Source organism: Amycolatopsis acidiphila (assembly GCF_021391495.1).
GTDB lineage: Bacteria > Actinomycetota > Actinomycetes > Mycobacteriales > Pseudonocardiaceae > Amycolatopsis_E > Amycolatopsis_E acidiphila.
Genome location: NZ_CP090063.1, coordinates 159,543 through 185,744, shown reverse-complemented (window position 1 = coordinate 185,744; position 26,202 = coordinate 159,543). Strand labels below are relative to the sequence as shown.

Genomic DNA, 26,202 nt, shown 5'->3' with positions numbered 1-26,202 from the left:
GTTCGGTTACTCGCCGATCACCGGTGGGGCGGTGCGCTCGGTGGTGCCGAAGACCTCGTCCGGGTCGGGCTCGATGAGCCAGGACGGGCGCTGGTGCTCCTCGTCCTCGCCGCCCTGTCCCTTGCCGCCGTGGCCCATGCCGCCCATACCGCTGCGTCCGCTGGACCCGGCCGACCCGCGGGCGCCGCTGCCGCCCGCGGCGGTCTCGGCCGCACCCGCACCGCCGGCCCGGGCACCGCTCTGCGCGCCGGCGCCGGCGCTGCCGCTGCTCCCGCTGCCGCTGCTCGCGGCCGAGCCGCCGGGGCCGAACCCGCTGCCGCCACCGCGGCCGACCTTGCTCGAGTAGTCGTCCCCGTCGCCCATGCCGCCGAAGCCGCCGCCCATGGCGCCCATCGGCATACCGCCCATGCTGCCAAGGCCGGCCTGGCCGAGTCCGGAGCTGGTCGAGGAGTTGGAGTTGCCGCCGGGCGGCTGGAAGCCCTGCGCGCTGGTCCGGCCGGGCGTGCTGCTGCCGCCGGTCTTGACGCCGCTGTTGAGGGTCGGCGCGACCGGGGTGCTGAGACCTGCGAGGCTGCCGCTGAGGGAGCCGGAGTTGCCGCCGCCGACCTGGCCGCCGCCCGGTGTGCCGCCGGTGCCCCCGACACCGCCGGTGCCGCCCGACGGGCCGGTGTAGCCGGCGGAGGAGGTGCCGTCGATGCTGCCGCTGAGGTGCCCGGTGGTGCCGCCCGTGGGGCCCTCGAAGGTGGGCGGCGGGTTGAACGCGGGCGCCTTGGAGGCGGCGGTGTAGAGGTTGTTGTCGTAGGACGTCATGACCTGGACGGCCTGGTCGTGGGCCTCCTGGCTCTGCTGCTGCTTCTGGAAGGACTTGTCGATGTTGTCGACGAGGTCCAGCGGGTTCGAGCTGGCCCAGCCCTTCATCTCGTCGGTCCAGCTGAACGGGATGGGCTCGGGCATGCTGTTCTTGGCGGTCTCGGCCGCGGAGGACTGGCTGTAGACCTGGTCGGACGCGAGCTGTGCCGCCTGGCCGCTCTGGTCGCTCCAGGTGCCGAGCCCGGAGACGAAGTTGTAGGCCGACTCGGCCGCGTCACCCTTCCACGTGGCGCCCGACTTGGTCGCCGCCTGGCCCAGCTGCTGGCCGAAGGTGGCCATCGCGTTGGCGAGCTGGGTCCAGGAGGTGGAGACACCGGTGACCTGGCCGGGGTTGACCGACTGGACCATGGTCTGCAGCGTGCTGTGGTCGTAGCCCTGGTAGTGCGTGTCCGGCGCCGGCAGCCCACTGCGGAACTCGACGCCCTGGCTCAGCTGGCGCGACTGCTGGGTGCGCTGCTGGTCGGCGGTGGCGTTCGCCTTCGACTGCGCGATCAGGTTGTTGAAGAGGTCGAAGAACCCCTTGCTGTTGGGGTCGTACCCCTGCGCGACGAGCTGCTGCTTGAGCGCCTCTTCCGGCGAGGTGTAGCGGCCACCGTGCGTCCAGGGGGTCATGTCCTGGTACTGGTTGTTGTACTGGTCCAGGCCCTGGTTGCCCTGCTGCTGCGGATTGGTCATGGTCTACCCCTCGTACTTCGGCAGCTTGGGTTCGACGATGTTGGCGATATCGCTCGCAGTCCGGCACACCTCGGTGTTGTCAGTTGCAGCGAGGAGCGAGTAGCCCAGGTCGACGCGGGAATCGGAGCTCACGGCAAGCGAGACCATGCAATATCCGCCCGCACTCGGCACATACTGGCTGGCCGGGCGGCCGTTGATCGATCCCTGGGTCAGATTTCCGCCCGAGTTGTTCACCTGATCCAGCCCCTGGGCGGCCCGCACGCTGATGCTCAGGTTCGTGGAACTGTCGTCCGCGGAGCGACCGGTCCACTTGCAATTGCTTGTCGCGCCGGACGCCGTGGTGTCCTCGTTGTGCCCAGGTCCCTGCGCCTTCATGAGAGACGCCGCTTCCTGAGTCGTGAGCAGGTCACAGGCGTTGACCGAACCCAGTCTCGAGTCACCGGCAGAGCTGGTCGGCGCCGAAGAGCTCTGCTGACCGCCACTTGCCGAAGGACCGGTCTGCGGGATGGGGTTGCCGGTGCTGGCGGTGGAGCAGCCGACCACGACCATGGCTGCGGTCACGAACGGCAGGACGATCCAGGCCTTACGTACAGTGTTTCGCATTGATCAGACCTGAATCCCACCGAACGTCTGCTTCGCGTCATCATCCATCTGCGCGTAGTTCTTCTTCGCGTCCTCGAAGGCCTCTCGCGCCTGTTTCACGATGACGCCGAGCGATCGAAGCGCGGTGGAGTACGACTGGTGATCACCAGTCGCGATCTTCACTGTTTCTGACGCGACAGTGCTCGCGTACGTGCTTCCGCCAAGCTGGGGAGACTGGCTCGCGTCCTGCACGGTGGTCTCCAGCGCGTTGAGCTGGTCCTCGAAACCACGGAACACCTTGATGTACTCGTTCGCGCCTTCTTCGCTGATCGCGAAGCCGCCCGACTTGGCAGAGTCCACCAGTTTCTGCACCTCGGCCGAGGTGGAGGCGATGGCCGCCTCGCTGAGCATGCCGCCGACGGCGGCGCCTACCGCGCCACCGACACCGGCGCCCGTAGTTTGCGGCTGGCCCGCGTTGGGCACGAACCCCGTCATCGCTGTCCCGTCCCCCGTCGTCTCGTCCGGTTACCTCGCGGAGTCTACTGGCCGACAACCGACCGCAACCGCGCTTTCACGCAGAAACATCACTTCGACGCAGCTCACGGGCCCGCGGTTCCCGGAAAGCACGAGACCCCGCAGCTCCGGACAGGGAACCACGGGGTCTCGCACCACAACGTCACAGCTCGTACAGGCGCTTCCAGTTCTCCCGGCTGGTCAGGCCCGGCATCGCCCGCTTGTACTGGGCCTGCACGGCACGGCCCTCCTTGCGCAGCCGGTTGATCACCCGCACCCCGTGCTTGGCCAGCTCGAACATGCGGTCACGGTCGTACTTGCGCACCCGCACGCCCTCCTGGTTCGCGTCCGTCACGACCGCCGTGTCGAACAGGGCCACGTGCCACCAGCTCGCCTCGTCCATCGGGATCGCACCGAGCGCGAACCGGGACCGGCCGCGGAGCCGGTCGAGCACGCGCTTGACCAGCACGAGCCGCTGGAAGGCCGGCCTGCCGGGGCTGTTGATGATGCCGATGTCGTTCGACGCGATGCCCGGCACGTCGGTCGGGTCGTGCCGCTTCGTCTCCGGGTACCGGGCGCGGATCTCGCGGATGTCCTTCATCGCCGCGACCCCGCCGTCGTGCAGGATCTCCGGGCCCTCGAGGAAGTCCTCCACCGCCTTGATCAGCGTGTGCGTCAGCCCGTACTGCATCCCGAGCAGGTACCGCACCAGCTGCGCCATCAGCACCCTGGCCAGCACGTTCAGGTTGAACTCGCTGTGCAGCGCCGCCGTGATGATCGAGTTGCGCAGGTTGAAGTACCGGTGCCACTCGTCCCAGTCCTTCCAGTGGAAGTCCGCGTGCCACACGCCCGCACCGGGCAGCGTCACCGTCGGGAAGCCGTGGGCGCGCGCCCGGTAGCTGTACTCCGCGTCGTCCCACTGGAAGAAGAACGGCATCGGGTAGCCGACCTCCTTCACCACCTCGTACGGGATCAGGCACGACCACCAGCCGTTGTACCCCGCGTCGAGACGCCGCTCCTGCTTGTTCGGCTTGCCGGTCTCCTCGTCGACGCCCAGCAGGTCCGCGGTGGACAGGCTGTGCTCGACCGGCTGACCCGGCTCCAGCGTGTTCAGTCGCGCGTACTCCGCCCCCACGTGCAACTGGTGCGGGTGCAGCAGGTTGAGCATCTGGCCGCCGACGATGATCGGGTTCGCGGCGCGGTTGGAGAACGCCGTCATCCGGATCACCAGGTCCGGCTCGAGCAGCACGTCGTCGTCCATGAACAGGACGTTCGCGTGCTCGGTCTCGGTGTGCCCGGCCACCTCGAACAGCCCGCGGGTGAACCCGCCGGCACCGCCGAGGTTCGGCTGGACGATGTAGTGCAGCTTGTCCCCGAGGTCGCCCGCGACCTGCGCGAACCCGTCGCGCGAGTCCACCCGGTCGGTGCCCTGGTCGGTGACGTAGATCGCGTCGAGAGTGTCCAGCGAGGAGATGTCCCCGGCCAGCGCCCGCAGGTTCGCCAGGCAGTCGTCGGCGCGGTTCATCGTGCAGATCGTCACCGCGGTCGGCCGGATCGTCTCCGGCGGCTCGACCGTCCAGCGGACCCGCTCGACGCTCAGCTGCTGCCCGGCCTCGGTCTCCAGGTCCAGCCACAGCGCGCCGCCGTCGAGGAACTTGTCGAGCTTCAGGTCGAAGCTCAGCGCCGTCCCCTTCGCGCCCTCGACCTCCTGGGCGGCGACGGTGCGCGGCTCGCCCTCGTAGTCCGACGCGCGCACGGCGACGAAGCCCGAGCCGGTGACGACGAGTTCGGCGCGGACCTCACGGACGGTGGTCCAGCGCTGCCAGTAGCTGGCCGGGAACCGGCCGAAGTAGGTGTTGCCGGAGACCCGGGCCGACCCCTCCAGGCTGATGCGCTCGCGCTTGCGGGTGACGACACCCTCCGCTACCTCGGCGTAGAGGTCCTTCGACACGACCGGCGACGGGCCCGCGAAGAGCCCCCGCTGGGTGGTCAGCCGCCCCTTGGGGGTGTGCTCGGAGAACGTGGTCTCCTCCTCGGTCGCGGCCGCGCGGGAGCCGGTGCCCCGCGTCCTTGCCGTCGCGGTGGTGGCCCGTCCGGTGGCGGTCTTACCAGCCATGGGTTCGCTGTCCTCCAGAGGATTCTTGGTCACGAGCTAGGCGGTGGGCTGCTCACGGAACACGACCCACTTCAGCATCACGAAGTTGATCGCGGTCGCGGTGCCCTGCGAGATGACCCACGCCAGGGTCGGCTGCCAGGAAGCAGGCGGCAGCACCTGCAGCATGAGTGCGTTCATGCCGACGGCGACGAAGAACGTCACGGTGTAGAGCAGCACGAAACTGCCGACCTGAGCGGCACCTTCTTTTCGCCCTGCAGAAAATGTGAATTTCCGGTTAAGGAAATACGCGGTGGTCGTGCCGACGATGAAACTGATCGCCCGCGCGACGGTGTCCCAGGGCACGTGGTTCATGCCCAGCGCGCGTTCGCCGGTGTACACCCCGAGATCGAGACAAGCACAGAAGCCACCGATGAGCGCGAAACGCACCAGCTGGCCGAGCAGGCCGGGGGCGGCCTTCGACGTCTCCGTTGACTCCTGCGGTTCCGTAGACACCACTGCACTACCTCACCGGCCGGGATTTCAAGGACGCGGAAAGTGTAGAAGCGGTCAACCGCAAGCCGCCGATCGGGGATCGTTACCCTGGTCCGGGTGAACGCGACGACTCCCGATTTTCCGACCGAGCGGCGGACACTGACCGGTTGGGCCCGCACGGCCCCGACCACGGCGGACGTGCTCAGCACGCCGGACGTGGAGGTCATCGCCCGCGCGGTGACCCAGGCGGGCGAGCGCGGCGTGATCGCACGCGGGCTGGGCCGCTCCTACGGCGACACCGCGCAGAACGCCGGCGGCCTGGTCGTGGACATGACCGCGCTGAACCGGATCCACTCGATCGACCCCGACAGCGCGCTGGTCGACGTGGACGCGGGCGTGAGCCTGGACCAGCTGATGAAGGCGGCGCTGCCGCACGGCCTGTGGGTCCCGGTGCTGCCGGGCACCCGCCAGGTGACCATCGGCGGCGCGATCGCCAACGACATCCACGGCAAGAACCACCACAGCGCGGGCAGCTTCGGCAACCACGTCGTGTCGATGGACCTGGTCACCGCGGACGGCCAGGTGCGCACGCTGACCCCGGAGGGCCCCGAGGCGGAGCTGTTCTGGGCCACCGTCGCGGGCATCGGCCTGACCGGCATCATCGTCCGCGCGAAGATCCGGATGAAGAAGACCGAGAGCGCGTACTTCGTCGTCGACGCCGACCGCACCGCGAACCTGGACGAGACGCTCGCCCTGTTCACCGACGGCTCCGACCTCAACTACGACTACTCGATGTCGGTGCCGGACCTGATCAACTCCGACGAGCGGCTGGGCCGCGCGACGTTCTCCCGCGGCTCGCTCGCGCGGGTGGACCAGCTGCCCGAGAAGCTGCGGCACGACCCGCTGAAGTTCGACGCGCCGCAGCTGGCGACGCTGCCCGACGTGTTCCCCAACGGGCTGGGCAACAAGCTGACCTTCGGGCTGCTCAACAACGTCTGGCAGCGCACGGTGCCGAAGAAGGGCGTGCGCGGCAAGATCCAGAACCTGACGCAGTTCTACCACCCGCTGGACATGCTCAGCGAGTGGAACCGCGCCTATGGTTCGAAGGGTTTCCTGCAGTACCAGTTCTCGGTCCCGTTCGGCCGGGAGGACGAGCTCAAGCGCATCTGCCGCAAGATCGCGACCTCCGGGCACTACTCGTTCCTGAACGTGTTCAAGCGGATGGGCGAGGGCAACCGCGCGCCGCTGTCCTGGCCGTCGCCCGGCTGGATGCTCAGCGTGGACTTCCCCATCAAGAACGGGCTCGGCCGGTTCTGCATCGAGCTGGACTCCGACGTGCTGGCCGCCGGCGGCCGGCTGTACACGGCGAAGGACTCCCGCACCACGGCGGAGACCTTCGCGAAGATGTACCCGCGCCTGGACGAGTGGCGCAAGGTCCGGCATTCCGTTGACCCCGAAGGCGTTTTCGCCTCAGACATGAGCCGGAGGCTCGAACTGTGATCGACGCGGTAGGCAACCCCCAGTCGCTCCTGCTGCTCGGCGGCACGTCGGACATCGCGCTCGCGATCGCCGGCAAGTACCTCGCCGAGCGCCCCCTCAAGGTCGTGCTCGCGGCCCGGCCGTCCGAGCGCCGCAAGCTCGCCGCGGAGAAGCTGCGCTCGGCGGGCGCCGAAGTGTCCGAAGTGGACTTCGACGCCAAGGACACCGCTTCGCACCCCGCGGTGCTGGACAAGGCGTTCGACGAAGGCGACATCGACGTCACGGTGGTCGCGTTCGGGCTGCTCGGAGACAACGAAGAGGCGTGGCAGGACCACGCCAAGGCCGTCGAACTGGCCACGGTGAACTACACCGCCGCGGTGTCGGTCGGCGTCGCGCTGGCGGAGAAGCTCAAGAAGCAGGCGCACGGCGCGGTGATCGCGCTGTCGTCGGTGGCCGGTGAGCGCGTGCGCCGCTCGAACTTCGTCTACGGCTCCACGAAGGCCGGGTTCGACGGGTTCTACCTCGGCCTCGGCGAGGCGCTCGCGCCGCACGGGGTCACCGTGACGGTCGTCCGCCCGGGCCAGGTCAAGACGAAGATGACCGAGGGCATGGGCAAGGCGCCACTGGAGCAGACCGCCGAGCAGGTCGCCGAGATCGCGGTGGACGCGGCTCGCAAGGGCAAGGATCTCGTGTGGGCGCCCGCACCGTTCCGGCTGGTGATGTCGGTGCTGCGGCACGTGCCGCGGCCGATCTTCCGGAAGCTGCCGATCTGATCCCGGGGCAGGAAAGAAGGGGGGAGGCCGGACCGGTTCAGGGGCCTCCCCCCTTTCTCATTGGCTCAGCCAGTAGCCGAAGGAGTTGTAGATCGGGTAGGGGTTGAGCAGCGGGCGGGGCTGCAGGATCTCGATGCGCGCGGTCGGTGCCGTGATGAGCGAAGCCGGGATCGTGTAGCTGTAGGTCGCCCAGCCGCCCGCCTCCGGGGTGCGCGTCCAGGTGCCCGCCGGCCTGCCGTCCACCAGCACCTGCATGTCCGGCACGATCTTGTTCATCGCGGTGCGCGAGGTGATCGTCAGCGGACGGCCCGGCACCAGGTTGTGCGCGGTGAAGGCCTCACCACCGGCGATGTTGCGGCCGCTGTCGACGACGTCGCCGAGCCGGGACACGATGCTCAGCGGCTGCATGCCGACCTGCGCCATCCGCGGGTCGTAGGCGTGCGCCTTTTCGCTGCTGAGGTCGCCCACGTTGAGGTAGTCGCGCAGCTGTCCCGGCACCTGCTGCTCGTCGCCGGTGCCGGCGAGCGTCCAGTCCGCCCGGTAGATGTCGATCTCCCGGAACGGAACGATGAGGTTGCCCCCGATGTCCGGCGGAGTCTGCACGTCGAACACCTGCAGCGGCTCGTTCTCGAGGATGCCGACCTGCCGCAGCATGGCCATGGACGGGCCGGGGCCGCTGTCGTAGGTGGCGAAGTAGGTCGGGCGCTGCGCGGCGGGCAGGCGGCGGACCGCCTCGTAGAGCGAGCCGATGCCGTTGTTCGAGGCCTCGGCCAGACCGTTGGTGCCCAGGCCGATCAGATCGACGACCCGGTGCTTGCCGAAGTACGCGGCCGCGCCCACGTCCTTCACCGCGACGCTCGCGCCCGGTGGGACGTTTCCGCTGATCCAGCCGCCGACGGACACGTCGCTGTCCCGGATCGTCGCGCTGTCCCGACCGAAGCGGACCGCCCACGTCGGCACCGCGAGCAGCGAGAACACCAGCACCACCGCGAGCCCGCCGTGCAGGGTCGGCCGCCGCGCGGCGTGCGGTACGACGCGGGTGATGCCGTAGGCGCCGGACACCGCGAACAGCAGCAGAATCGGCAGGAAGGGCTGCTCGTAGCGCAGGTTGTGCGCCAGCGCGGTGTTCAGGGTGGACACCGAGAGCATGACCGCGACCAGGCCGGCCACGAGCGCCACGAGCACCGGCCGCCAGGCCCGCCGGAGGAGGATCAGGTACACCACACCGGCGAAGAACAGCAGGAGCGCGCCGGGAAACGCGAAGTCCCCGATGGTGAAGCCGAGGAAGGTGCCGACGAGCCCACGCAGGTTCGCCGCCGCCCGGTCGATGAAGTCGCCGAGGTAGAACAACGGCCGGTCGTAGAGCAGCGATTTCGCCTGGATGCCGTTGGCCGAGGTGGTGCCGGTGGCGATCGCGTAGAACACCAGCTGGCCGATCCCGGCCAGGAGCGGCAGCAGGGTCCACGGCCAGCGCGCCCACGAGCGGGCGATGCCGGTCGTGCGGCGCCGGGTCCAGAGGATCCACCACGACGCGAGCGTGAGCACGCCGGCGAAGATGAGCCCTTCGGGCCGGACGAGCGCCAGCAACAGGGCCATCACCGGGGTGAAGCGGAACCGGCCGCCGGGCGCCTCGCGCACGAACACCAGCACGGTCGACACCACGAGCAGCATCGTGATGCCGACTTCCATGCCGCTGGCCGTCCCCCACAGCAGCGGCCCGCTGACCGCGACCAGCAGCCCGGTCCAGCCGCCGACCGAGCGCGCGACGAGCAGCGCGCCGAGGCGGTAGACCAGTGCCGCGCTCGCCGCGAAGCACAGCAGGTTGAACCCCATCGCGAAGGCGAGGAACCACGCGCCGTGGAACCCGATGGCGTAGGCGAGCCCGAGCACGAGGGCGTAGAGGAAGCTGCTGGCCCCGGAGCTGACCTGGTCGCCGGTGTTGAACTGGAAGAAGTGCCCGAGCCCGATCTGCCGTCCGTACTGCAGGTGGATGTACACGTCGTCCAGCGGCGCGAGGAGCTTGCCCTGGTTGGCCGCGAGATCGGAGACGACGAACGCGAGGCCGAGGAGCAGCGCGAGCCCGCCGATCAGCCACGGGTAGGGGTCACGCTTCCTACGCGTCGCGGATCGGCTGTCCTGGCTGGTTTCGCGGGTGGCGTTCAGCACTTCGATCACACGGAACTGTACGTTCCGGCCGGACTACCGGTTGCCCCCGCCCCGCACCCACGCGTCGAACAGCAGGTCACGGTGCAGTTCCCGGTATCGGGCGAGTTCTCCGATGTGCACGGTTTTCGCCCAGGTTCCCGGGTCGACCTGGACGAACCCGTCGCGCGGCATCGCGGCCATGTCGTCGCCCAGGTAGTACAGCCCGGTCGTGCCGTCCTCGTCGATGCCGACCACCTGGCAGGTGTGCCCGCGGTACTCCGCGACGGAGGTCACCTCCGCGAGGCGGTCGCACCGTGCGAGAGGCACCGTCGCCAGCCACAGTCCGTTCCCGGGCGCGAAGTGCGTCGGGTCCGGATTTTCGGCTTCGCGCGAGAAGAGCGTGACGACGCCTTCGCGAGGGTATGAGTCCGCCTGGAAGTCCCGGCCGTCGACGGTGGCGATGACACCGGAGCGCGGACGCCGGTAGGTCACCGCGTCACCTCCCAGCCGAACGCCTCGCCGCGGTACACGGCGACAGGCTTGCCCACCGGGTACTCGACGATCAGGGCGCCCGCCGGGATGGGCCCGTACCGGCGCCAGCGCTCCGGCACGCCGGTGTCCGGGTCGGCGGTCAGGCCCGTGCCGGTGTACGGCCACGGCCGGACCTCCCGGCGGAACGTGTTCGGGTCGACGCCCGCTCGCTCGGCGGCCTGCGCCATCGCGGCGGCGACCAGCCGGACATCGGCGTGGTCGGGCGGGAAGCCCTGCTCGGGATACGGCTGTGACGGTGCGCCCAGCGGCGTCACGTACTGGGCCGGGTCCACCGCCGGGAACTCCATCGTGTGCAGCACCGGCTGGTCCGGGCGGAACGGGCTGAGCGGGTAGTCCAGGCGCAGCGCGCGCACGAAGTCCGCCGGCGTCCGCAGCGCCGCGCAGTCCTGTTTGCGCACGACGCTGCCGCCGACGAGCCGGTGGTCGAACGGCGGCGCCTGTCCCCAGACGCCGGGCGACACCTCGCGCCGCAGGTACCGCTCGACGCTGCCCGGCCGCAGCACCTTGAGCACCAGGGTGTTCGGCTCGATCACCACGACCCGCTGCACGCGGGCGACGAGCTCGCGCTCGTGGTCGCTCAGCTGTCCGGCCCCGGGGATCATGGCGCCTCCCCGAACGTGCGGGCGCGCCAGTCGTCGAACAGCAGGTCCCACTGTTCCTCGTGGTAGTCGTACAGCTCGGTGACCGGCACCGTGCGGCGGAACGTGCCGCGGTCGTGCTGCTGGAAACCGTTGCGCTGGGCCCAGTCCTCGTCCGCGTCGGCGTAGACCAGCTCGGCCGCCCCGCCCGCCAGACCGTCCACATAGCACCGATGGCCGAAGAACCGGGCGTACGGCGAGACGCGGAAGACGCGCTCGCACTCGTCGGCAGGCACCCGCGCGACCCACAGCTCGTGCGTCTCGTGCCGGCTGAACAGGTCCGGGTCGGGGTTCTCAGGCGTGTCGAGCGAGATGAACACGACGCGCTTGCCGGAGTTGTAGCGCGCGGGGTACGTGCGGCCGTTGACGGTGACGTGCACACCCTGGCGATGCGGCTGGTAGGTCATCACAGCCTCACCCATTGCCCGATCGTCTCGTCGAACCGTGCCACCGGGACCTTGTCGCCCGCGGCCGTGTACTTGTACATCATGTCACCGTCTTCGAAGTCCTTCCGGTCGGTCATGGTGCGCTCGGGCACGCCCATGTCCTTGTCCGCGGTGACGCCGATGCCGCTGTAGGGCCACTCCGAGTCGTGCCGGTGGTAGGTGTTCGGGTCGACGCCCGCCGTGCGCGCGCCGGTGATCATGTCGTCACCCGCCCTGGTGACCGCCGGGTTGCTCGCGTCGAGCCCGCTCGCACCGCCGTGCGGTGCGCCGAACGGGATCTGGTAGTTGTCCGGCGCCCCGGCGCGGAACTCGATCACGTGCACCTCGGGCATGCCGGTCGTGTACTTCGTTCCCGGGTAGTCCAGGCGGTTTCCGCGGATGAGATCGTCCGGAGTGGACATGTGGGTGGCGTCCTGCTGCCGCGCGGCGAACCCGCCCACCTGCTGGTACCTGCCGTCCAGGTAGTTGTCGACGTCGGCGGGCGGGATGACCTTCTGCATCCGGGTGTCCGGCGAGATGGTGACCAGCTTCTGCGCCTCGGCCGCGAGCTCGCGTTCGTGTTGCGTGAGCCGGCCGGAGCCCGGCACCTCGCCCGGCCGCGGGTCCTCGGACATCTTCTTGAACGCCGAGTCCAGCTCGCGCTGCTCGCTGGCGCTGAAGTGGTTCTTGATCTCGTCGCGCCAGGAGCGCGGCGTCGAGCCGCCGCCCGAAGGTGTCGTCGGCGGAAGGCTGCCACCGCCGCCGCCGGGTGGCGGCGGTGGACCGGGTGGACCGGGTGGACCGCCACCCGCGCCGGCGGGCGACGTCGTGCTGGCGGACGTGCCCGACGGGCTGGTGGCGGTCGCGGTGGAGGACGGAGTGGTCTTTCCGTCCCCATCGGACTTGAGCCGGTTCAGCCTGTCGGCGTTCGCCCGGTCCGTGTTCTGCAATGCGTCGCGCGCCGACTTCGTCTGCGTGCGCGCGCCTTCCACGGCCTCGCCGGCCTTCGCCACCTGCTGCTTCGCGCTGCCGAGCGCGTTGTTCAGGGTGCCCGTCATGGTGCTGCCGACCACGCCCATCGATTGGGCGCCGAAGTTCGTCGAGGCGACCCGCTGGCCGACCCCGTCGACCTTCGTGCGGGTGGCGCCGATGCGGCCCTCCATCGAGCCGAGCTGCTCCGGTTCGAACCGGTAGCCCTTGCCGCCACCGGTCGGCGGCCCGCTTTCCCTGGTGTGGTGCGGAGTTTCCGTCGTGTGGTGGGACGGGGTGCTCGTGTGGTGCGGGGTGGACGTGCTCGTGTGGTGCGTGCTCGGGGTGTGCGAATGGCGCGCCATCACGCCTCCGCCGGATACGGCTGCACGGCCTGGTACGCGCCGAGCGCGAGACCGCCGGCCGTGGAGAACCGGTCCAGCCCCTTGGTGATCTTCTCCATCGCCTCGGCGAGCTTCGCGAGCCTGCTGCCCTGGCGCGCGAACGCCTGCAGCAGCTTGCTGATCTTGCCCGCGATCTTCGACGCCGTTGCCGCCGCCCGCACGCCCGCCACCCCGCAGAACGCGGCGATCGAGCTGCCGAGCGTCACCACCGCCGAGGCCGCCGCGATCAGCGCGTCCCGGATCAGCTCGGAGATCACCGAGGAGATCAGCCCGTAGACGATCTCGCGCAGGGTGCAGACGAGCATCCCGGACACCGCGGCGACGGTGGCGGTGCCGTCGAGCGTCTTGCCGAGCGACTCCAGCTCGTCGCCGAGCTGGTGCATCGAGTTCCGGTACGCGTCGGCCGAATCGCCCGACCAGTCCCCCACCGTGCCGACGTCTTGGCGGTGCTCGTCGGCGAGCTGGTGCATCTCCGCGGCGGCGGTCTTGAGCTGGTCGACGTTCGCGTTGATCTCGTCCGGGTTGCCCAGCAGCGCGTCGAGCGGTTCCCGCAGGAAGCTGATGTGCTGCAGCAGCCAGCCGACACCGGCGTTCAGCACCGCGCCGAGCGGGTCGGCCAGTGTCGCGACCGTGTCCACCACGGCGCCGGCCGCGTTGATCGACACGTCGAGCGCGTTCATGCCCTCGGACTCGGAATCGCTGGTGATCGAGTCCACCAGGCCGGCGTAGGAGTCGACGAACCCCGCGCCCGAGGTGGCTGTGGTCATCGCGTGAGGCTCCCGGTCAGTCGCGGCGGAGGTAGGAGTTGTCGCCGAAGTCGTCGTCCTCGTCGTCGGACCGCCGGTGACGGCGCGGGCGGGGCTGCGGCTGCTGGGTCGGACGCGGCGGGGCGGGCGGCGGTTCCGTTTCGTCGATGAATCGGTAGGTCGGTGCCGGTGCGTCCGGTTCGCCCTCGGGCTCCTCCGGCGGGATGTAGCCGGTGACCATCCGCATCGCCTCGGAGTCGGCCCCCAGCGGCGCGAACGCCTCGGCGACGTGCACCGCGGCCGCTCGCTGCGCCTTGCGGGCGAGCTTGAGGATCTCCTGCGCCAGCGCGGGGCCCGAGCGCGCCGAATCGGCCAGCCGCAGGTCGCTCAGCGCGCCGTTGGGGGCGACGGTGACCCGGATCGAACCGTCCTTCGAGGACTCGGTGGCACCGGCGGTCTCCAGGTTCTCCTGGAACTCCGCGGCCTTCGCCTGCACGTCGGCGATCTTCGACTCGAAGTTCGCGAGCCAGTCCTCGGGAGTCATGCGCGCAGATTACCTGGTGGAAAAGTGAGCTACGTACCCTTTGCCAGCTCCCGGGCCGAACGCCACTCCTCGAAGTACAGGTCGGCGTGATGCTCCTGGTAGCGGGCCAGGTCGTAGATGTGCACCGTCTTGGCCCACCGGAAGTCCACGGTCAGCTCGAAGCCGTCCGCGTCGGCGCGCGAGAGGTCCTGGCCGAGGTAGTACAGGCCGACCGAGCCGTCGGCCGAGATGCCCGCGACCTCGCACGGATAGCCGAGGTACTCCGCCCGCGTGGTGACCTCCGCCTTGCGGCCGTCCTCGGTCGTGAGCGTGCCGGAGCGGGGGCGGCCGTCGACCACGGCGGGACTGCCGTTGGCCCAGCCACCGGTGAGCGGATGGCCGTCGACCGGCCGGGCGAAGTGCGCCGCGCGCCAGCGCGGGAACAGCAGGTCGACCTGCTTCTCGTAGTAGTCCCGCAGGTCCCGCACGTCGACGGTCTTGAAGTACTCGTACTTGTTCTCGTGCAGGAAGCCGTTGACGGTGGCCCACTCCCCGTCCCACTCGGCTTCCATGATCCGGGCGTTGCCTGCGGGGCCCATGCCGTCGACCAGGACGCCGTGGCCGCGGTAGGCGGCGTAGACCTGTACCGAGATCACGCGCTCGCACATGTCGACGGGGATGGGCTCGGTTCTCGCGCCGGAAGGCAGGTGGACGTAGTGCTCGCCGACCGTGTACGAGACCGGGTGCGACACCCCGTCGATGACGGCGAACGTGCCGTGCCGGTACAGGGGGTAGCTCATGACGCCCCTTTGCTGTGTTCTCCCCGACCACTGTGTGCAGGGAGTTTACGAGCAGCTTACGGTTTCAGCGAGTTGGTTCGAGCGTGAAGTGACCGACACCCTTCGCGACCGAGAAAACCTGCCACGGACCCGGTCCCGGCGCGTATCGCAGCTGGTAGTCGAGCCGGACAGGTGGCCTCGACCAATCGAAATGCGTGTAGTTCACCCGGAACAGCCACGCCACGAACGGGCTCGCCTGGTCGATCCGCTGGGTGATCTGCGGCCCGAGTCGTCCGGGATCGGAAAACCCGTCGACGATCAGGCAGTCGCAGAAGTAGGCGAGGGTGCCGATCTCACCGGGCGCGCCGACGGCCTTCCCCGGCGCCCGGGCGGCGAGATCCTGGCCGACGCGGGCGTAATCCCGTGCACTGGCCCAGTTTCCGAAGAACGGCGGCGCCGCCCACGGCACCGGCCGTCCGGCGAACGCGGGCGCGTAGCCCACCACCAGCAGCGCGGCCAGCGACAGCACGCCGACCCGCGGCGGCCACGGCAGGCGCGCGGCCAGCCCCGCGGCGGCGGTGCTCAGCGCGAGCACCGGCGGCACGAAGTACCAGTGGTACGGCGGCACGCCGATCACCGAATACACCAGGTAGTAGACGATCCCGCCCAGCCCGAGCCCGACGAACGGGTCGAGGCGGCGGCGCAGCAGCAACCAGCCGAGAACGGCGAGGACACCCAGTTCCGCGGGCGCGAAACTGAACACGGCGACCGGGTCCGGACCCCACATCAGGTGCAGCCCGGTTTCGAGATAACCGTTGCCGCCGAACGATCTCTGCAGTTGTTTGATGACCAGCGTGTCCGGCACCGCGGAGCCGAAGAAGAACCAGCTGAACACGAACCAGGGCAACGCGACGAGCGCGAACCAGCCCAGCGCGCGGCCGAAGTGCCGGCGGACCGGCGCCGAGCACAGCCCGATCAGCCCTGCGAAGACGATCAGGTCGAGCCGCGTCAGCACGGCGAGCCCCGCGACGAGTCCGAACGCGACGGGCCGGTCGGCGAACGCCACCAGCAGCACCAGCATCGCGGCGATGAGCAGAACTTCCATCCCCAGCGCGGAAAGCAGCAGCGGGTTGAGCAGGACGAGCGCGACCCCGAGCGCCGACGCCGCCACCGGTAAGCGCATTCTGGACCAGCCCCAGCCCAGCAGTGCGCTCACCGCCGTGTTCACGATGCCGAGCGCCAGCACCGGATGCGCCGAACCGGAGACACGGGTCAGGAACGTGACGAACCCGAGCAACGCGACGTGCAGCGGCGAAGTGGCGGTGTTGGCCGGGTGGCCGGAGACCAGCGCCCATTCCCCGTGCACCGCGAGGTTCCTCGCGTAGTCGAGCGTGATGTACGCATCGTCGGTGAGACTGTCCTTCGCGACCAGGAAGGTCAGCGCCGAGACCAGCGCGGCGGCGGCGGGCAGCCACCAGGACGTTCTCACCCCGACATTGTTACCGCAGGGCGATGACGGCAAACGGACCGACGTCCCGCCGGACGAACCGCGGCGAGTCGAAGAGGGCGGGCTCGAAGTCCACCTTCTCGACGGCCACCGGCGACGCCTGGGGGAACGAGTCCGACGCGAGGTACGCCGCGAGCTTGCCGTTGTCCTTGCGTAGGACGAACACGTTCGGCGCCTGGTGCGGGTTCGTCGCGAGCCGGTCGAGCAGCTGTGCCGAATCCGCCGACGTGGTCCAGGACTTGATCTCGGCGTTGCGTTGGGTGTACCCGGCCAGCGGGTTCGCGTAGTGCGGCGTGGTCTGCTGGAAGCCCCAGTAGGGCGCGAACGACAGCAGCCGGTCGTCCGCCGAGAGCACGATGTCCTGCGTCGGCGCGCGGCCGGACAGCTCGTCGATCGTGCCGATCAGCTCGCCGGTCCACGCCCCGTCCTGGCTGGTGTCGTGCTGGCCCTTGGCGTTGAACCCGTTGTCGTAATAGTCCGACTCGGCCGTCTTCACCGAGTCGCCGGTGGACTTGACGCTGGTCTGCGCGAGCGACAGCGCCGCGACGAAGGCGAGGACGAACCCCGTCACCAGCACCGGCCGTCCGTCGCGGAACAGCTTCGGCACCAGCCGCAACAGGTCCACAGCGGCGAACACGCCCGCGACCGCGAACACGGTGTCGACGGTGACGACGAACCGGAACGACAGCAACGTGGTGTGCACCATCAACGCGAGCGTCGAGAGCCCGAACCAGACGTACACCAGCGCGGCGAGCGTCAGCAGCGGGAACGCGACCGCGTGCCGGCGCGCCCGCAGTACCAGCCAGACCAGCCCGGCCAGGCACAGGAAGCCGAACACGCTCGTCGGCTCGAACGGGGTCGGGAAGTCCGCGCTGGTCTCCGGCAGGAAGTGCGCGGCGACGTTCGGCTTGCCCAGACCGCCGGCGAGGATGAACGGGCCCCAGGTGACCAGCGACAGCAGCCCGGTCACGACGCCGATGACGACCAGTCGCAGCAGGAGCCGCTTGACCGTGGCGCCCGCGGCTTCCCCGCGGCGCACGTCGAGCACCCCGGCGACGATCGCGAGCAGCACGACGGCCAGCACCCCGAGCACGAGGTGCAGGGTGTACGTCATTCCGGCGAAGCCCAGGTAGCCGCCGATCAGCAGGAGCGTCCACACCGGAACGCGACCGCGGCGGCGGAAGACCAGCCACGCGAGCACCGCGATCGGCGGCAACCACGCCGTGGTCGGCCACGCGTACGGCTCGTCCATCGCGACGGTGACGAGCCCGGCGAACACTGTCGCGATCGAGGCCAGCAGGGCGAGCCGACGGCGGACGACCAGGCTCCACAGCACGAAGGCGACGACGGTGGCGAGTGAGATCCAGAGGATCGAGTACGGCTTGTAGGCGGCCCAGCCGTCCCAGCCGATCAGGTTCGCGAACCGGCCGCCGAGCCAGAACCAGCCGCCCGGGTAGTACGGCGCGATCCCCTGGTAGTTCATGTCCGCGAGCGAGTGGCCCGCGGTCATCCGCTCCATGTACTGGAGGCGGAAGGTGTTGTCGACGGACGAGCCGCCGAGGAAGAACCGGGTGGCCTGCAGCGGGATCGCGAGCAGCAGCGTCGACAGCACCGACAGTGCTGCCCATGCGCCCACCACCCTGACCCAGGACGGCCACCGCGCGGCCCAGCCCCAGCCGAGCAACGCGAACAACACCAGCAGGATGACCGCGCTCGCCAGGTTGACCAGCGCGTTCGGCACGTAGGTGCCCGGGTCGGTGCCGATGTGGTTCGCCGCGACCTGCAGCACCATGCTCAGCACCACGGCCAGCACGCTGCCCAGCACCAGCTCGGCGACCGTGCGGCCGAGCGTGAGCCGGGTGATCGGCGGTTCCTCCGGCGCGGGCGCCGTGTCGGTCTCGGCGCGGCGCCGCAGCGTCGTCGTCACAGGTAGAACGTCACCGCGAGCGTCACGACCCACAGCACGCCGAGGACCTGCAGCACGCGGTCTTTGAGGACGATCTCCTCGGGCTCACCGGCCGTCCCGCCGTCCACGTCCACCGCGTACCGCAGCACCGCGATGACGAACGGCACCATCGAGATCATCGGCCAGATCGAGCCGTGCGCGCCCTCGCGGAGGGTGAACGCCCACAGCGAGTACGACATGATCAGGATCGCGGCCGCGGTCGCCCAGACGAAGCGCAGGTAGCTGGCCGAATACTTCTTCAGCGACGCCCGGATCTTCGCTCCGGTGCGCTCGAACAGCATGATCTCGGCGTACCGCTTGCCCGCGACCATGAACAGCGAGCCGAACGCGGTGACCAGCAGGAACCACTGGGACAGCAGGATCCCGGCGGCCACACCACCGGCGATCGAGCGCATCAGGAAGCCGGAGCCGACGATGGCCAGGTCGACCACCGGCTGGTGCTTGAGCCCGAAGCAGTAGCCCAGCTGCACGGCCTCGTACACGCCGAGCACGATCGCCAGCTGCGGGCTGGCCAGGAAGGAGAGGCCGAGGCCGACGGCGAAGAAGACCACCGCCGCGGCGTAGGCCACCGGGACCGGGACGACCCCCGCCGCGATCGGCCGGTTGCGCTTCGTCGGGTGGGCCTTGTCCGCCTCGACGTCGACCGCGTCGTTGATCAGGTACACCGACGACGCGACGAGCGAGAACGTCACGAACGCGATCAGCGCGTCGAGCAGCACCCCACCGTTGGTGATCTGCGCCGCCGTGAACGGCGCGACGAAGACGAGCACGTTCTTCGCCCACTGGCGCGGGCGTGCGGTCTTGACCACACCGAGCACCATCCGGACCGGGCCGCGCTTGACGGAGGCCGGCTCGTTCTCCGGTTTGCTGTCGACGGCCTCGGCCGGCGTGGTCTCCTCGGGAGTCTCCACGCCGGTCTCGGCGGCCTTGTTCACTGAGTTGGTCACGAAGGCTTTCCCTACCCCTGTTTACGGATCTTCCTGCGCAGCAGACCACCGACCACGCCACCGAGGGCTGCTCCGGCGAGCACGTCGGTCGGGTAATGCACCCCGAGCAGAAGCCTGGAGGCCAGCATCGGCGGCACCAGGGCGGGAACCAGGTTACGCCCGGTCAATCCCGAGTAGAGCACCGCCGCCGCCGTCGTGGACGTTGCGTGCGAGGACGGGAAGCTCAGCCGGCTGGGCGTGCCGACGAGAACCTCCACGCCCGGGTGCTCCGGGCGCGGGCGGCGGACCACCCGCTTGACGGCGATCGAGGCGCCGTGCGCCGCCACCACTCCAGCGGCCGCGACCAGCCAGTCCTTGCGGCGTTTGCGGTCGACGGCGGCACCCACGAGACCGGCGGCGAACCAGCCGGCGCTGTGCTCGCCGAAGTGGGACAGGCCGCGCGCGGCCTTGACCGTCCCCGGCCGCTTCAGCGTGCGCTGCACCTTGGCGAGGATGTCCGCCTCGGTGATCGGCGTCTTGCCCTTCTCAAGCATCGATGCTCCCGTCGAGCGGTGCGCCGTCGGTCAGGTGCGGGGCGATCTTGTTGTCGAACACCGACAGCGCCGAACCGATGGCCATGTGCATGTCGAGGTACTTGTAGGTGCCCAGCCGCCCGCCGAACAGCACGTTGCGCTCCGCCGCCTCCTGCTTGGCCAGCTCCCGGTAGCGCTCGAGCTTGTCCCGGTCGTCCGCGGTGTTGATGGGGTAGTACGGCTCGTCGTCCTCCTTGGCGAACCGCGAGAACTCCCGGACGATGACCGTCTTGTCCTTCGGGTAGTCGCGTTCGGGGTGGAAGTGCCGGAACTCGTGGATCCTGGTGAAGGGCACGTCCTCGTCGTTGTAGTTCATCACCGAGGTGCCCTGGTAGTCGCCCGTCGGCACGACTTCCTGCTCGAAGTCCAGGGTGCGCCAGCCGAGACGGCCCGCGGAGTAGTCGAAGTAGCGGTCCAGCGGGCCGGTGTACACCGTCGGGGTGCCGGCCGGGATCAGCTCGCGCAGGTCGAAGTAGTCGACGTTCAGCCGGACCTCGATGTTCTCGTGGTCGGCCATCTTCGCCAGCCACGCCGTGTAGCCGTCGACCGGGAGGCCCTCGTAGGTGTCGTTGAAGTACCGGTTGTTGAAGTTGTAGCGCACCGGCAGCCGGGTGATGTTGCCCGCGGGCAGTTCACTCGGGTCGGTCTGCCACTGCTTGGCGGTGTAGCCGCGGAAGAACGCCTCGTACAGGGGACGGCCGATCAGCGAGATCGCCTTCTCCTCGAAGTTCTGCGCGTCCTTGGTCTCGATCTCGCTGGCCTGCTCGGCGATCAGCTTCTTCGCCTCGTCCGGCGTGTGGGACCTGCCGAAGAACTGGTTGATCAGGCCCAGGTTCATCGGCAGCGGGTAGACCTGGCCCTGGTACTTGCCGAACACCCGGTGCTGGTAGTCCGTGAACTCGGTGAACTGGTTCACGTACTCCCACACCCGCTTGTTCGAGGTGTGGAACAGGTGCGCGCCGTAGCGGTGCACCTCGATCCCGGTCTCGGGCTCGGGCTCGGAGTAGGCGTTGCCGCCCAGGTGGGCGCGCCTTTCCAGGACGAGCACCCTCTTGCCGAGCTGCGTGGCGGCGCGCTCGGCCACGGTCAGCCCGAAGAACCCGGAGCCGACCACGATCAGGTCATACCCGGTGAAATCGGCTTCGGAAAAGTCAGTGCGGTTCGTGTGCTCGCTCACGGGCGTCGAGGGTACCCACGCTACGCAGGGCGACCGCACCGGCCGCACGTTAAGGGGTGTTCCGCAAGCCCGGCAACACGTCGGCCACCACCTGTTCAAGCACCGTTTCCCGGCCCGCGTACGGACCACTCGAGCGCGGCCAGTGCGTCACGATGTCGGTGAACCCGAGCTCGGCGGCCCGGCCTGCGGCGTCGGTGAACGCTTCCACGCTGCTCAGCGAGAACACCGGCGCCGCGTCGAGGCTGAGATAGCGGTGCACGTCCGCGCGCTGACGGCCCTCCTTGTCGAGGATCTCGTCGAACCGGCCGGCCAGCTCGCCGATCTTCGCCCACCAGCGGTCCGCCGCGCCCGCGCGCTCGGGGTCGTCGGGCGGGACCCCGGTGGTGGCCCAGCCCCCGCCGAACTTCGCCGCCACGCCCATCGCGCGCGGGCCGTTGGCGGCGATGAGGAACGGGATCCGCGGGCGCTGCACGGTGCCGGGCAGGTTCCGGGCGCCGAGCGCCCGGTAGTAGCTGCCCTCGTAGTCGAACTTGTCGGTGATCAGCAAGCCGTCGAGCGCCTCGACGAACTCCGCGAACCGGTCCGCGCGCTGCCGCGGGGTCAGCTCCTCCTCGCCCAGCACCTTGGTGTCGTAGCCAAGGCCTCCCGCGCCGAGGCCCAGCACGAACCGGCCGTCGGAGATGTCGTCGAGGGTGATCGCCTCCCGCATGAACGGCACCGGGTGGCGGAAGTTGGGGGACGCGACGAAGGTGCCGAGACGGATGGTGGAGGTGACGGTGGCGGCCGCGGTGAGCGTGGGCAGGGCGCTGAACCACGGGCCGTCCACGAGGGATCTCCAGCCCAGGTGGTCATAGGTCCAGGCGTGGTCGAAGCCGTACTCCTCGGCCGCCCGCCACTTCGGCTCGGCGGCCCACCACCGGTCCTCGGGAAGAATCACAATGCCTACGCGCACCGGGCAACGCTATCGGGCTGCCGGGACAGCGGAACAATGGGCAGCGGACAATTCAACTGTGGAACAACCCCTGCTGATCGCCTCGGACGTGGACGGAACCCTGCTGGACGGCCACGAACGGCTGGCCCCGCGCACCCTGGCCGTCGTGCGCCGGGTCGCCGAGGCGGGCGTCCCGCTGGTACTGGCGAGCGGCCGGCCGCCGCGCTGGATCCCGTCGGTCGCGGCAGCCGCCGGGCTGACCGGTTACGCGGTGTGCGCGAACGGTGCCGTGCTGTACGACATCGGCGCGGACCAGGTGGTCGAGGTGAACGGCCTGCTCGAGCCGATGCTGCTGCGCTCGGTGGTGGCCGAGGTCCAGAAGGCGATCCCGGGCTGCGGGTTCGCCGCCGAGCGCATCGGCAAGCGCGCGGTGGACCCGGACGTCCGCAACCTGGTCATCGAGGACGGCTATCACAACCCGTGGGGCGACGGTGAGGGCGTGCGCGTGGCCCGCGGCGAGATCATCGGCCATCCGGCGATGAAACTGCTGGTCAGCAGGCCGGGGATGACCTCGGACGAGATGGCCGCGGCGGCCGGCGCGGTGCTCGACGAGTCGGTCGACATCACGTTCTCGGCCGGTTCGGGCCTGATCGAGATCGCCGCGCACGGGATCACCAAGGCGAGCGGGCTCGCGGAGGTCGCCGGGCGGCTGGACGTGCCGGCGGAGCGGGTGATCGCGTTCGGCGACATGCCCAACGACGTGGAGATGCTGCGGTGGGCCGGGCACGGGGTGGCGATGGCCAACGCGCATCCGGCCGTGCGCGCGGCCGCCGACGAGATCACCGGCCCGAACACCGAGGACGGCGTGGCCCAGGTCCTCGAACGCTGGTTCTAGGGGCGGGGCGCCGTCCCGCCCAGGTGGGCGGGCAGCCACCACCGGTCGCCGGAACCCGACGGCTGCTCCGGGTACTCCGCCTGGGCCTTGTCCAGCAGGTTCGCCATCCGGGTGCGCAGCTCACGGGTCAGCGCGTCGGCGTCCTCGCCGGGGCTCACCCGCATCGGCTCGCCGAGCAGGACCGAGATCGGCACGTGGCGCTTGGTCAGCGTGCGCGGATGTCCCTTCGTCCACAGGCGCTGGGTGCCCCAGACGGCCATCGGGACGAGCGGCACGTCCGCCGCCGCGGCCATCCGCACCGCACCGGACTTGATGTCCTCGACCGTGAACGACGAGCTGATCGTCGCCTCCGGGAAGACCCCGACGACCTCGCCCGCCCGCAACCGGGCGACGGCCTCGTCGTAGGACGCGCGGCCGGCCCGCCGGTCCACCGGGATGTGCCCCATGCCGCGCATCAGCGGCCCGGCGATCCGGTGCCGGAAGACCTGCTCCTTCGCCATGAACCGGACCAGCCGCTTCGCCGGCTGCGCCCCGAGGCCGCAGAAGATGAAGTCCAGGTAGCTGACGTGGTTGCACGCGATCACCGCGCCCCCGCGCCGCGGCAGCCGCTCCCCGCCGTCCACCCGCAGCCTCAGGTCGAGGGCCCGGAACATGGTCTTCGCGAACAGGATGACGGGTGGGTACACGAGCTCTGCCATACCGCAAGGTTACGGGACCGTAGGTTACTTTCGGGTAATCACGAGGGGCACGGCACGTAGACCAGCCGCGGATCCTCGTCCAGCCGCTCGATCAGCGTGGCGGCCTGGTCGTCCCGCGGGTACACGGTGACCCACTCCCGCGAGCCTTTCCGCAGGAAGGTCGCGACCTCGTACAGGCCGGTATACGCCGGGTCGGCCGCGCACTGCTGCCGTCCGGAGTAGCCGAGCCCGGTGATCGCCAGCGCAGGCTGGCGCAGGCTCGCGACGAACTCGTAGTCGTTGTTGCCCACGCCGGGGGTGACCACGAACACCCTGCTGCCCACTCCGTAGGCCAGCGCGCCACCGCCGCCGGTGCTGATGATCGAGCCGGGCGGCAGCCGGGCGGTCAGCCAGCCGCTGATCTCGGCCGCCTGCGCGAGCCGGGCCCGCGAGTCGAGCACGCCGGGCCGCTGGGCCGCGGCGAACGGGAGGCTGACCGCGCACAGCGCGAGTGCCACGACGGGCGCCCAGCGGGTGGCAGGCCGCGGGGTGGGCGAAGGCGTGCGGTGGTGGCCGAACAGCTGGGTCACGCCAACCGCCGCGAGGGCCGCCACCAGGAAGGCGTACGACGAGAACGAGGGGTGCAGCGTGGGCCAGCTCGCCGGCGACTGGTCGTAGTAGGTGGCGCGCCAGGCCAGCCAGGGCACCACGAGCACCAGCCCGCCGAGCAGGTAACCGCCGGGCGCACCCCAGCTCGACCGGTGCCGCGCGGCCTCGAACGCGAGCCACAGCCCGGCCGCGGCCGCGAGCACCAGCCCGTCGGGACGGGTCATCACGGCCAGCGCCGCGAGCACCCCGGCCGCGAGCGGGTGCCGTGTCTTCAGCGCGTAGAGGACCGCGAGCACGAGCAGCACGAACAGCGGCGTCTCGGTGCCCGCGCAGTCGTAGGCGGCCAGCCCGCCGGCGGCGGCGGTGAGCAGCCCGGCCAGGCGTCCGAACCGGGCGGCCAGCAGCACGCAGCCCAGCGCGCACGCGGAGCTGAGCACGACCGCGCCGGTCACCAGGTCCGCGCCGAACAGTGCCTTCGGCAGGGTGACCAGCACCAGCCAGGTGAAGTTCGAGTAGCCCTCGGCGTACTCGCCGATGTTGAACACCGCGCCGTGCCCGGCCGCGATGTTCGCCGCGTACCGGAACGTCACGAAGGCGCTGTCGGGAATCGTGGCGAAGACGAGCTGCTGCAGGAGGCCGAACGCGAGCGCGAGCAGGGTGACCGCGGGCCGCCAGGTGCGCGACCGCGGCCACGTGAGCAGGACGGCCGCCGCCGGCACGAACCAGACGGCAACCGCGACGAGCACCAAGTTTCCCCCTCCGGCTCCCTTGGTGAAGGTATCGTGACCGGCCGGGAATCGTTTCCGCTTTTCTGGGACGAGATTCTAGATTCGCTCCATCAGGGCCTGGTAGTCGATCTTTCCGCTCGCCAGCAACGGCACCTCGTCGACCGGCCGGACGTCGAACCCCGACGCGTGCAGGTGCAGCCGGTCGGCCAGCGCGCGGGAGGCGTCCTTGCACACGTCCGGGCCGACGTCCTCGGCGAACAGCACCACCTTGTCCCCCGCCGGGACCGCGGCGACGATGTCGATGCCCAGGCCGGTCGCGCGCGCCGCCTGTTCCAGGTCGTCGAGGCTGATCCGGTTGCCGAACACGGTGCCGATGCGCTTGAGCCTGCCGGTGACGAACAGGAACCCGTCCTCGTCGAGATACCCCAGGTCACCGGTCGGCAGCACGCCGCCGAGCTCGTCGCCCAGCGCGAGCCCGGCCGCGTCCTCGGCGTAGCCCATCATCACGTTCGGACCGCGGTAGATGATCTCGCCGGTGATCTTCGGATGCGTCGTCTCGGTCCCGTCGTTGTGCCGCACGGTGAACTCCCCGCCCGGCACCGCGGGCCCCACGGAGGCGGGCTTGTGCGCGAGCAGCTCCGCGGGCATGGTCGCCATCCGCGGCGCCGCCTCCGTCTGGCCGTACATCACGTACAGCCCGCCGCCCGCGGCGCGCATCTTCGCGTCGAACTCCGTCACCAGCTCGGGCCGCAGCTTGCCGCCGGCCTGGGTGAGCCTGCGCAGCCGCGGGTAGTCCGCCGGGTCGAACCCCCGGCGCCGCAGCACCTCGTAGTGGTACGGGACCCCGGCGAGCGACGTGCAGCCGCACCGGGACACCGCGTCCCAGAACGTGCGGCCGGAGATGCCCGACGGCTCGATCACGATCGTCGCCCCGCGCGCGAGGTGCGAGTTGAGCACGGACAGCCCGTAGCTGTAGTGCGGCGGCAGGTTCGTCGGCGCGGCGTCGTCCGGCCCGATGCCCAGCACCTCGGCGATCGCGTGCGCGTTGGCCAGCATCGCCCGCCGCGACAGCCGCGCGAAGTGCGGGGCGCCGGTCGACCCGCTGGTGGTCAGCAGCAACGCGAGGTCCGGATGCGGCCGCACCCCCTCGGCCTCGGCGCGCACCCAGTGCCCGTCCTTCGCGCGGTAGCCGGGCGGCGGCTCGCCCTCGGGGGCGGTCAGCACGGCGCCGGGCCGGAACCGGGCGACCAGGCTGCCCAGCGACTCGGTGTTCAGCGCGGGGTCGATGAGGGCGACCGCGCGGCCGCCTTCGAACGCGCCGAGGTAGTGCAGCAGGCTGCTCAGGTCGATCGAGCTGCGGGCGAAGAGCACTCCCTCCGGCAGCGCGGCGAGCCCCTCCGCGACCCGGGCGACCTCGACCACGAGGTCGTCGTGGCCGAGTACGCGGCCGGATACCACGTCGACGAGCCGGGCGCCGTCACCGATGAGGGTCACCCGACCAAGGTAGACAACTCCCCACCCGTTCAGGCGAGC

At 70.2% G+C, this 26,202-nt stretch carries 25 protein-coding genes; 3 read left to right on the top strand and 22 right to left on the bottom strand.

Annotated features, from left to right (window positions below; all coding sequences use genetic code 11):
* Positions 1–6 precede the first annotated feature (6 nt).
* From LWP59_RS00930 to LWP59_RS00910, 5 genes are all read right to left on the bottom strand, one after another.
* Entirely contained in the window at positions 7–1,545 is a 1,539-nt protein-coding gene (locus LWP59_RS00930) for a hypothetical protein (RefSeq protein ID WP_144632556.1), read from the bottom strand.
* A 3-nt stretch (positions 1,546–1,548) separates the two neighbouring features.
* Positions 1,549–2,148, bottom strand: a complete 600-nt coding sequence (locus tag LWP59_RS00925; protein WP_144632553.1) for a DUF3558 family protein — start codon at positions 2,146–2,148, stop codon at positions 1,549–1,551.
* A 3-nt stretch (positions 2,149–2,151) separates the two neighbouring features.
* A complete protein-coding gene (locus LWP59_RS00920; protein ID WP_144632550.1) occupies positions 2,152–2,622 on the bottom strand; it encodes a hypothetical protein in 471 nt (156 codons plus the stop codon).
* 181 nt (positions 2,623–2,803) lie between these two features.
* Positions 2,804–4,756, bottom strand: a complete 1,953-nt coding sequence (locus LWP59_RS00915) for a glycosyltransferase (RefSeq protein ID WP_144632547.1) — start codon at positions 4,754–4,756, stop codon at positions 2,804–2,806.
* A gap of 36 nt (positions 4,757–4,792) precedes the next feature.
* The gene (locus LWP59_RS00910; protein WP_144632544.1) at positions 4,793–5,251 is read right to left on the bottom strand and encodes a GtrA family protein; all 459 of its coding nucleotides are present in this window, start codon (positions 5,249–5,251) and stop codon (positions 4,793–4,795) included.
* Positions 5,252–5,344: 93 nt separating this feature from the next.
* On the opposite strand from LWP59_RS00910, the gene LWP59_RS00905 reads away from it, so the two are divergent.
* Both LWP59_RS00905 and LWP59_RS00900 read left to right on the top strand, forming a co-directional pair.
* Positions 5,345–6,727 carry an FAD-binding oxidoreductase gene (locus tag LWP59_RS00905; RefSeq protein WP_186383007.1) on the top strand — a complete coding sequence of 461 codons (1,383 nt, stop codon included), beginning with the start codon at positions 5,345–5,347 and terminating at the stop codon, positions 6,725–6,727.
* Positions 6,724–7,479: a decaprenylphospho-beta-D-erythro-pentofuranosid-2-ulose 2-reductase gene (locus tag LWP59_RS00900; protein ID WP_144632541.1), complete on the top strand. Its 756-nt coding sequence runs from the start codon at positions 6,724–6,726 to the stop codon at positions 7,477–7,479. The genes LWP59_RS00905 and LWP59_RS00900 overlap by 4 nt, the downstream gene beginning before the upstream one ends.
* 57 nt (positions 7,480–7,536) lie before the next feature.
* Here LWP59_RS00900 and LWP59_RS00895 read toward each other — a convergent pair whose 3' ends face one another.
* From LWP59_RS00895 to LWP59_RS00830, 14 genes are all read right to left on the bottom strand, one after another.
* On the bottom strand, positions 7,537–9,654 hold the full coding sequence (locus LWP59_RS00895) for a glycosyltransferase family protein (protein ID WP_144632538.1): 2,118 nt from the start codon (positions 9,652–9,654) through the stop codon (positions 7,537–7,539).
* A gap of 24 nt (positions 9,655–9,678) precedes the next feature.
* Complete coding sequence (locus LWP59_RS00890) at positions 9,679–10,116, bottom strand: hypothetical protein (protein ID WP_144632535.1); 438 nt, start codon at positions 10,114–10,116, stop codon at positions 9,679–9,681.
* Positions 10,113–10,778, bottom strand: coding sequence for a hypothetical protein (locus LWP59_RS00885; protein WP_144632533.1), 666 nt, complete (start codon positions 10,776–10,778; stop codon positions 10,113–10,115). The genes LWP59_RS00890 and LWP59_RS00885 overlap by 4 nt, the downstream gene beginning before the upstream one ends.
* Complete coding sequence (locus tag LWP59_RS00880; RefSeq protein WP_144632530.1) at positions 10,775–11,236, bottom strand: hypothetical protein; 462 nt, start codon at positions 11,234–11,236, stop codon at positions 10,775–10,777. The genes LWP59_RS00885 and LWP59_RS00880 overlap by 4 nt, the downstream gene beginning before the upstream one ends.
* Positions 11,221–12,573: a hypothetical protein gene (locus LWP59_RS00875; RefSeq protein ID WP_144632527.1), complete on the bottom strand. Its 1,353-nt coding sequence runs from the start codon at positions 12,571–12,573 to the stop codon at positions 11,221–11,223. Before LWP59_RS00875 ends, LWP59_RS00880 begins: the two co-directional genes overlap by 16 nt.
* Complete coding sequence (locus LWP59_RS00870) at positions 12,573–13,379, bottom strand: WXG100 family type VII secretion target (protein ID WP_144632524.1); 807 nt, start codon at positions 13,377–13,379, stop codon at positions 12,573–12,575. Before LWP59_RS00870 ends, LWP59_RS00875 begins: the two co-directional genes overlap by 1 nt.
* Positions 13,380–13,395: 16 nt before the next feature.
* Positions 13,396–13,902, bottom strand: coding sequence for a YbaB/EbfC family nucleoid-associated protein (locus tag LWP59_RS00865; RefSeq protein WP_144632522.1), 507 nt, complete (start codon positions 13,900–13,902; stop codon positions 13,396–13,398).
* A gap of 29 nt (positions 13,903–13,931) precedes the next feature.
* On the bottom strand, positions 13,932–14,681 hold the full coding sequence (locus LWP59_RS00860; protein WP_144632519.1) for a hypothetical protein: 750 nt from the start codon (positions 14,679–14,681) through the stop codon (positions 13,932–13,934).
* A 64-nt stretch (positions 14,682–14,745) separates the two neighbouring features.
* A complete protein-coding gene (locus LWP59_RS00855; RefSeq protein WP_229857355.1) occupies positions 14,746–16,149 on the bottom strand; it encodes a hypothetical protein in 1,404 nt (467 codons plus the stop codon).
* Positions 16,150–16,159: 10 nt separating this feature from the next.
* A complete protein-coding gene (locus tag LWP59_RS00850) occupies positions 16,160–18,094 on the bottom strand; it encodes an arabinofuranosyltransferase (protein ID WP_144632516.1) in 1,935 nt (644 codons plus the stop codon).
* Positions 18,091–19,080 (bottom strand): decaprenyl-phosphate phosphoribosyltransferase, encoded by a 990-nt coding sequence (locus tag LWP59_RS00845; protein WP_373299412.1) that lies wholly within the window; start codon positions 19,078–19,080, stop codon positions 18,091–18,093. The genes LWP59_RS00850 and LWP59_RS00845 overlap by 4 nt, the downstream gene beginning before the upstream one ends.
* An 11-nt stretch (positions 19,081–19,091) precedes the next feature.
* Positions 19,092–19,613, bottom strand: a complete 522-nt coding sequence (locus tag LWP59_RS00840) for a phosphatase PAP2 family protein (RefSeq protein WP_144632513.1) — start codon at positions 19,611–19,613, stop codon at positions 19,092–19,094.
* Positions 19,606–20,829, bottom strand: coding sequence for a UDP-galactopyranose mutase (glf, locus tag LWP59_RS00835; protein WP_144632510.1), 1,224 nt, complete (start codon positions 20,827–20,829; stop codon positions 19,606–19,608). Before glf ends, LWP59_RS00840 begins: the two co-directional genes overlap by 8 nt.
* 49 nt (positions 20,830–20,878) lie before the next feature.
* Complete coding sequence (locus LWP59_RS00830) at positions 20,879–21,781, bottom strand: LLM class flavin-dependent oxidoreductase (RefSeq protein ID WP_144632507.1); 903 nt, start codon at positions 21,779–21,781, stop codon at positions 20,879–20,881.
* Positions 21,782–21,839: 58 nt separating this feature from the next.
* On the opposite strand from LWP59_RS00830, the gene LWP59_RS00825 reads away from it, so the two are divergent.
* Positions 21,840–22,655, top strand: a complete 816-nt coding sequence (locus LWP59_RS00825; RefSeq protein ID WP_144632504.1) for an HAD family hydrolase — start codon at positions 21,840–21,842, stop codon at positions 22,653–22,655.
* Here LWP59_RS00825 and LWP59_RS00820 read toward each other — a convergent pair.
* The 3 genes from LWP59_RS00820 to LWP59_RS00810 form a co-directional block, all read right to left on the bottom strand.
* Positions 22,652–23,353 (bottom strand): lysophospholipid acyltransferase family protein, encoded by a 702-nt coding sequence (locus tag LWP59_RS00820; RefSeq protein WP_144632501.1) that lies wholly within the window; start codon positions 23,351–23,353, stop codon positions 22,652–22,654. The genes LWP59_RS00825 and LWP59_RS00820 overlap by 4 nt on opposite strands.
* Positions 23,354–23,391: 38 nt before the next feature.
* Positions 23,392–24,687: a hypothetical protein gene (locus LWP59_RS00815; protein WP_229857356.1), complete on the bottom strand. Its 1,296-nt coding sequence runs from the start codon at positions 24,685–24,687 to the stop codon at positions 23,392–23,394.
* 78 nt (positions 24,688–24,765) lie between these two features.
* Positions 24,766–26,163 (bottom strand): AMP-binding protein, encoded by a 1,398-nt coding sequence (locus LWP59_RS00810; protein WP_144632495.1) that lies wholly within the window; start codon positions 26,161–26,163, stop codon positions 24,766–24,768.
* Between the last annotated feature and the right edge of the window lie 39 nt (positions 26,164–26,202).